This window comes from Isoptericola sp. b515 (genome assembly GCF_030588125.1).
GTDB lineage: Bacteria > Actinomycetota > Actinomycetes > Actinomycetales > Cellulomonadaceae > Isoptericola > Isoptericola sediminis.
The window spans coordinates 1-809 of record NZ_JAUQYR010000010.1; the positions used below are offsets into that span (position 1 = coordinate 1).

Annotated in this window: 1 rRNA gene; it reads left to right on the plus strand. The window is 60.2% G+C overall.

Annotated features, from left to right (window positions below):
- Positions 1–809 (plus strand): 23S ribosomal RNA (locus Q6350_RS15300); the annotation flags it as partial.

The following is an 809-nucleotide window of genomic DNA, read 5'->3' on the forward strand; positions in this document are numbered from 1 at the left end:
TTTAGGTGCAGCGTCACGCGTTCCTTGCCGGAGGTAGAGCTACTGGATGGCCGATGGGCCCTACCAGGTTACTGACGTCAACCAAACTCCGAATGCCGGCAAGCCAGAGCGTGGCAGTGAGACTGCGGGGGATAAGCTTCGTAGTCGAGAGGGAAACAGCCCAGACCACCGGCTAAGGCCCCTAAGCGTGTGCTCAGTGGGAAAGGATGTGGAGTTGCCCAGACAACCAGGAGGTTGGCTTAGAAGCAGCCACCCTTGAAAGAGTGCGTAATAGCTCACTGGTCAAGTGATTCCGCGCCGACAATGTAGCGGGGCTCAAGTACACCGCCGAAGCCGTGGCGCTCACACAAGCCCAGCAGCGACTTGATCGCTGTTCAGGCGTGTGGGCGGGTAGGGGAGCGTCGTGTGGGCGGTGAAGCCGCGGAGTGATCCAGCGGTGGAGACCACACGAGTGAGAATGCAGGCATGAGTAGCGAAAGACGGGTGAGAAACCCGTCCGCCGAATGACCAAGGGTTCCAGGGCCAGGTTAATCCTCCCTGGGTAAGTCGGGACCTAAGGCGAGGCCGACAGGCGTAGTCGATGGACAAGGAGTTGATATTCTCCTACCGGCGAAGAACCGCCCATACCGAATCCGGTGATGCTAACCACCCCGAACCACCACCGACGTCCTTCGGGACGTCACCGGTGACTAGGCGTGGGACCCGAGCCAGTACTAGGTAAGCGTGTTAACAGGGGTGACGCAGGAAGGTAGCCCGGCGTGGCGATGGTTGACCACGTCCAAGGCCGTAGCCCGCCTCGTAGGCAAATC